At 76.5% G+C, this 5,962-nt stretch carries 5 protein-coding genes; 4 read left to right on the top strand and 1 reads right to left on the bottom strand.

Translation table 11 applies throughout. The features are described 5' to 3' along the window. The 4 genes from ACFWW8_RS37960 to ACFWW8_RS37945 form a co-directional block, all read left to right on the top strand. Positions 1-2,220: alpha-N-acetylglucosaminidase (locus tag ACFWW8_RS37960; RefSeq protein ID WP_386537361.1), on the top strand; the 2,220-nt coding region annotated here is incomplete at its 5' end. Between the two features lie 240 nt (positions 2,221-2,460). Next, positions 2,461-2,817, top strand: coding sequence for a hypothetical protein (locus ACFWW8_RS37955; RefSeq protein ID WP_386537359.1), 357 nt, complete (start codon positions 2,461-2,463; stop codon positions 2,815-2,817). A gap of 86 nt (positions 2,818-2,903) precedes the next feature. Further along, the gene (gene sigK, locus ACFWW8_RS37950) at positions 2,904-3,464 is read left to right on the top strand and encodes an ECF RNA polymerase sigma factor SigK (protein WP_386537356.1); all 561 of its coding nucleotides are present in this window, start codon (positions 2,904-2,906) and stop codon (positions 3,462-3,464) included. Continuing rightward, positions 3,461-4,378, top strand: a complete 918-nt coding sequence (locus ACFWW8_RS37945) for an anti-sigma factor domain-containing protein (protein WP_386537354.1) — start codon at positions 3,461-3,463, stop codon at positions 4,376-4,378. The genes sigK and ACFWW8_RS37945 overlap by 4 nt, the downstream gene beginning before the upstream one ends. Before the next feature lie 105 nt (positions 4,379-4,483). On the opposite strand, the gene ACFWW8_RS37940 is transcribed toward ACFWW8_RS37945, so the two are convergent. Next, on the bottom strand, positions 4,484-5,806 hold the full coding sequence (locus tag ACFWW8_RS37940; protein ID WP_386537350.1) for a cytochrome P450: 1,323 nt from the start codon (positions 5,804-5,806) through the stop codon (positions 4,484-4,486). Positions 5,807-5,962: the final 156 nt, after the last annotated feature.

The raw sequence follows: 5,962 nt of genomic DNA, 5'->3' as shown, positions 1-5,962 counted from the left end.
GCGCCCGGGGGGCGCCCCGCCGCGGCCCCCGGCCCGCCCCGGCGGGCCGACGCACGCGCGGGCGCGCCCGCCGAGGTGCGGGCCGCCGTACCCGCGGGTGCGCCACGGCCGCGGAGCTTCGACCCCGCTCCCGCACGGGCCGCCCTGGCGCGGCTGCTGCCGCGCCACGCCGGGCAGTTCACCCTGGTGCCCGACACCGGCGCCGCGGCGGACACCTTCACGGTCTCCGGTACGGCCGGCGCGGTCACCGTGCGCGGTTCCACCGGCGCCACCCTGCTCACGGGCGTCGGCTGGTACCTCCAGCACGTCGCCGGCGTCGACATCGGCTGGCCGGGCGACAGCATCGGCATGCTGCCCGCCACGCTGCCGGCCGTCCCCGCGCCGGTCACCCGCAGCGCGGTCGTCCCGCACCGGTACGCACTGAACGACACCGACGACGGGTACGCGGGCCCGTACCGCTCCTTCGAGGAGCACCAGCGCCAGATCGACCTGCTGGCCCTGCACGGGGTGAACGAGGTGTTCGTCCAGGTGGGAGCCGAGTACCCGTACTACCGGGCGCTCCAGGGCTTCGGCTACGCGGCCGCCGAGCTGCGTGCATGGATCCCCGGCCCGGCCCACCAGAGCTGGTGGCTGCTGCAGAACCTGAGCGGCTTCGGCGGCCCGGTCACGGAGCGGCTGATGCGCGAACGCGCCGCGCTGGGCGGGCGGATCGCGGAGCAGCTGCGCGGGCTGGGGATGACGCCGGTGCTGCCGGGCTACTTCGGCACGGTCCCGCCGGAGTTCACCGCGCGCAACCCCGGCTCGGTCACCGTGCCGCAGGGCGACTGGGCCGGCTTCGACCGGCCGGACTGGCTGGACCCCACCACCCCGGTCTTCGCGAAGCTGGCCGCCGCGTACTACGCGGAGCAGCGGGCGGTGTTCGGGGACAGCACGATGTACCGGATGAGCCCGCTGCACGAGGGCGGGCAGACCGGGGCGGTGGACGTGCGGTCCGCCGCCGGGGCGATCCAGCGGGCCCTGCACAGCGCCCGCCCGGGGGCCGTGTGGGCGGTGCTGGGCTGGCAGGACGACCCGACGGCGGAGCTGCTGGCCGGGGTGGACACCTCGAAGCTGCTGATCCTCGACGGGCTCTCCGACCGCTACAACCGCCTGGACCGCGAGACCCGTTGGGGCGGCGCCCCGTACGCCATGGGCACCATCTACAACTTCGGCGGGCACACGACGATCGGCGCGAACACCTCCGTGTGGCTGGAGCGGTTCCCCGCCTGGCGCGGCAAGAGCGGCAGTGCGCTCAACGGCACCGCCTACCTCCCGGAGGCCACCGGGACCAACCCGGCGGCGTTCGACCTCTTCACCGATCTGGCGTGGGAGCCCGGGCCGGTCGACCAGCGGAAGTGGTTCGCGGACTTCGCGGCCCGCCGGTACGGCCGCCCCGACGCGGCGGCCGCCGCGGCCTGGGAGGAACTGCGCACGGGACCGTACAGCACCTCCTCGGGGCTGTGGTCGGAGTCCCAGGACAGCCTGTTCACCGCCCGGCCGAGCCTGACCGCGGTGGGGTCGGCGTACTGGAGCCCCAAGTCCATGCGCTATCCGGCGGATTCGGTGCGCAGGGCCCTGGACCACCTGCTGCGGGTGGATCCGCGGCTGCGCGGGTCGAGCGCGTACCGCTTCGACCTGGTGGACACGGCGCGCCAGGCGCTCGCCAACCACTCGCGGGTGCTGCTGCCGAAGATCAGGGCGGCGTACGAGGCCGGGGACCCGGCCGGTTTCCGCGAGCTGACGGCCGAGTGGCGGGAGGCGGAGGAGCGGCTGGACGAGCTGGTCGGATCCGACCCGAACTTCCTGCTCGGCGGCTGGCTGGGCGCGGCCCGCTCCCGTGGCGCCGACGAGGCCGAGCGGAACCGGTACGAGTACGACGCCCGCTCGATCCTGAGCGTGTGGGGCCGCCGCAGCACGAGCGAGGGCGGCTTCCTGCACGACTACGCGAACCGCGAGTGGAGCGGTCTGGTCTCGGAGCTGTACGGACCGCGGTGGGAGCGGTACTTCGATTCGCTGGAGGAGTCGCTCGTCGGGGGCGCCGCGCCGCGGGAGATCGACTGGCACGCCGAGGAGGAGGCGTGGGCCCGGCGGACCACCCGGCACCCGGACCGGCCGAGCGGGGACCCGTACGCCCTGGCCGCGGGCGTCGCCGCGTTCCTGCCGGCGGCGGCCGCCCGCTGACCTACACCACGGAGGACGAGCGCGGCCGGCCCTCCGATGAACTCCACCCTCCCGGGGTGATCTCGGTACCCGTTCGGGTGATCGGCCGGCGGACGGCCCCCGGGGTGGTGCGGGCCGTGGGTTCACTGACCCGCAAAAAATCAGGGGCGGCCGCCGGAGCACTCCGGCGGCCGCCCCTGCCGTCGCCGTCGCGCCGCCGTGGATCCGCGCGGCGGCCGACCGCCAGGAGGGGGCCCGACCATGTCCGAGTCCGATCAGGACCGGCCCGAGCGGGACCGGTACGAGCGGGGCGAGAACGAGGACGACCGGGGCGGGTGCCCCCGCGAGCGGCCCGGCGGCCCGGAGGGCACGGCGGACGGCGTGCCCTCCGCGCCGCCGGAGCACCTGGCACACCTCGCCCACGGGGTGGTGGAGCTGCGCAAGCGCGGCGGGATCGCCGCTCGGCTGACCGGCCCGGAGGGTCCGCGGGACGGCGGGCCCACGGCCGGGGAGGCCGCCGCCCGGGACGCGCACTACGCTGCGGGGGGAGGCTCCGACCCCTGTCTGGAGGCCATGGCCCGCCGGGCGGCGGACCGGGCCGGACGGCCGCGTGCATGACGCGGCCGGGGGAACACCCGGGGCGGTCCGGCGGGGCCCCGGCTCCGAATCACCGCTTGAGCGGAAGGATCCGGGAGGATCGGCCCGTGGACGACGTGGACCAGCTCGGCACCCTGCTCGGCCGGGTCGCCGAGGGCGACGAAACGGCCTTCGCCGCCGTGTACGAGGCGGTGTGCGGGTCGGTGCTCGGTGTGGCGCTCTCGGTCCTGCGCGACCGCTCCCAGGCCGAGGAGGTGGCCCAGGAGGTGCTCGTGGAGGTCTGGCGCTCCGCCGGCCGGTACCGGCCGGACCGGGGCGGTGTGCGCACATGGGTCCTGACCATCGCCCACCGCCGGGCGGTGGACCGGGTCCGCTCGGCTCAGGCGGCAACCGACCGGGAACGGCGGGCGGCGCGGCTGGAGGCGGCCCTGCCGGAGTTCGACGAGGTGAGCGAGGCGGTCGAGGACCGCGAGGAGCGGGACCGGGTGCGGCGCTGCCTGGGCTCGCTGACGGAGATCCAGCGCCAGTCGGTGGCCCTGACCTACTACCGGGGGTTGACCTGCCGTGAAGTGTCCGAGTCGCTGTCGGTGCCGCTGGGTACCGTCAAGACGCGGCTGCGGGACGGCTTGCTGCGGCTGCGGGACTGTCTCGGGGTGAGCGACGGATGAGTACGGAGAGCATGCACGGGGCGACGGGCGCGTACGTGGCGGACGCGCTGCCCGCGGCGGAGCGCGCGGCCTTCGAAGCGCACCTGGAGACGTGCCCGCCGTGCGCCCGGGAGGTGGGCGAGCTCGCCGCGACGGTGGCGCTGCTGGGCGGGGCCGTCGCGGTCAGCCCGCCGCCGGAGCTGTTCGACGCGGTGATGCGCCGGGTCCGGGAGCTCCCGGCCGCGCCCGGGGCGGGCGCCGGGGAACCGGGCGCCTCCGGCCGGGGCACGCAGGCGCCGGTCGCCCCGGATCCCCGCGGCGCCCCGGGAACCGACCGGCCGGCGGAGCCCGTGCGTCCTGCGGAGCCGGTACGTCCCGTGGAGCCCGTGCGTCCCGCGGAGCCGGTCGCGCCCGCCCGGGCTCGCGTCCGGCACGCGCGGCCCGGGAGGCCCTGGCTGCGGTGGGCGCTGGCGGCCTCCCTGGCGGCGGTCGCCGGGCTGGGCGGGGTCGCGGTCTGGCAGGCGGAGCAGGCGGGTACGGCCCGGCAGGACGCGCGCCGCGCCGAGGCCCGCATCGCCGAGCTGGCCGGGGTACTGGCGGCCCCCGACGCCACGCCCGTCACCGGACGGCTCGCGAACGGCGGTACCGGCACCGTCGTGGTGTCCGAGCAGCAGGACAGGGCGGTGTTCGTGGCCTCCGGGATGCCGGCCCCGCCCTCGGGCCGGGTGTACCAGTTGTGGTTCGCCGACCCGGCGGGCGCCATGCGTCCGGCGGGGCTGATGGACCCCGCGCGGCCCGGCGCCCCGGAGCTGATGACCGGCCCGGTGAGCGGATCCACCGCGGTCGGGGTCACGCTGGAACCCGCGGGCGGTTCCCCCGCTCCGACCACCGAGCCGCTGATGGTGCTGGCCCTCCCCGCGCCCGGGACCCCGTAGCGCGGCGGCCCCGCGGGACGGTGGCACGAGCCCACGAGGGGGCTCCCCTGGCCGGGCACACCGGGAGGGACCGGAACCGGGCCGGGCACGCGGCCGGCCCCCGCCCTAGGCCGGGCCCACCCGGCGGGGTTCTCCCGCGGGAACGGCCGGATCGCGGGTGGGACGGACCGGGAGGGCCTCGACGCTGTTGCCGATGAAGCTGCGCTGCTGCGGGAGTTCGGACGCGGGGACCGCGAGGTCGAGGTCGGGGAAGCGGGTGAAGAGCCGCTCCAGGGCGATGGTGGCTTCCAGCCGGGCGAGCGGGGCGCCGACGCAGTAGTGCGCGCCGTGTCCGAAGGAGAGGTGGCGGGCGGCGGTGGGGCGGGTGACGTCGAAGCGGTCGGCGTCCGGGCCGTGGAAGGCCGCGTCCCGGCCGGCCGCGGTGTACCCGGCCAGTACCGGGGTGCCCCGCGGGATCAGCGTGCCGTCGACGGTGAGGTCGCGGGTGGGGTAGCGGAAGGGGAACCAGCTGACGGGCCCGTCCCAGCGCAGGGTCTCGTCCACCACGGCGGACCAGGTGGCCTTGCCCTCCAGGACCAGGGCCAGCTGGTCGCGGTGGGTGCACAGGGCGCGGACGGCGTTGCTGATGAGGTTGAGGGTGGTCTCGTGGCCGGCGACGAGCACCAGCCGCATGGTGCCGGTCAGTTCGGCCTCGCTGAGCCGGTCGCCGTCGCCCTCGCGGGCGGCGATCAGGGCGCTGGTGAGGTCCTCTCCCCCGGTGCCCGCGGCGATGGCCGCACGGCGGGCGGCGGCGATCGTCCCCATGAGCCCGACGAGTTCGCGTCCGGCGGCCATCGCCTCGGCGGGGGTGGTGTCGGTCGCGACGATCACCGTGTTGGACAGCTCGTGCAGCCGGTCCCGGTGCTCCGGGTCGACACCCAGCAGTTCGCAGATGACGCTCATCGGGAGCGGGAGGGCGAAGTGCGCGCGCAGGTCGGCGACCCCGTCCGGTGCGGCCGCCGCGGCCCGGCCGAGGTCGTCGAGCAGGGTGTCGGCCAGTTCCTCCACGCGCGGCCTCAGCTGCTCCACCTGACGGGCGGTGAAGGCCTTGCCGACCAGCGCCCGGAGCCGGCGGTGGTCGGCGTCGTCCGCGGTGTGCATGCCCTGTGCGTTGGCGAAGACCCGGAGCGGCCAGTCACGGGGGATGGTTCCGTCGTGCAGGGCGGGACAGTGCCGGGCATCCTTGGCCACGTCGTCGCGGGCCAGGAAGTCCTTGAGCTCTTCGTGGCCCAGGACGACCGCGCCGGCGACCCCGCCGGGGAGGACGACCTCCGCCACGGCCCCCCGGGCGCGCAGGCGGGCGTTGAGGGCGTGCGGGCAGCCGCCGGCGGGATCGATCACGTGCGGGGCGTCCGGGGTGCCCGGAACCTCCGGAAGGGGACGGGACAAGCCGGCTCTCCTGACCTGATGGGCGCGCAGCGGTGTGGACGCGTGGCGGTCAACAGTGCGGCCTGGGGGCCGGGTTGTACAAGACCGCCCCGCCCCGCGTCAGAACCAGTTGAGGGTGAGGGGGAAGGTGGTGGTTGCGGTGGTGGGGGTGGTGTC

It is taken from the genome of Streptomyces sp. NPDC058701 (assembly GCF_042715295.1).
Taxonomy (GTDB): domain Bacteria; phylum Actinomycetota; class Actinomycetes; order Streptomycetales; family Streptomycetaceae; genus Streptomyces.
This window is presented reverse-complemented; position numbering and strand designations above follow the sequence as displayed.

Bases quoted from the DNA above. Each gene is read 5' to 3' on its own strand.
- ACFWW8_RS37945 (WP_386537354.1), top strand. From the start codon at position 3,461: ATGAGTACGGAGAGCATGCACGGGGCGACGGGCGCGTACGTGGCGGAC.
- ACFWW8_RS37955 (WP_386537359.1), top strand. From the start codon at position 2,461: ATGTCCGAGTCCGATCAGGACCGGCCCGAGCGGGACCGGTACGAGCGG.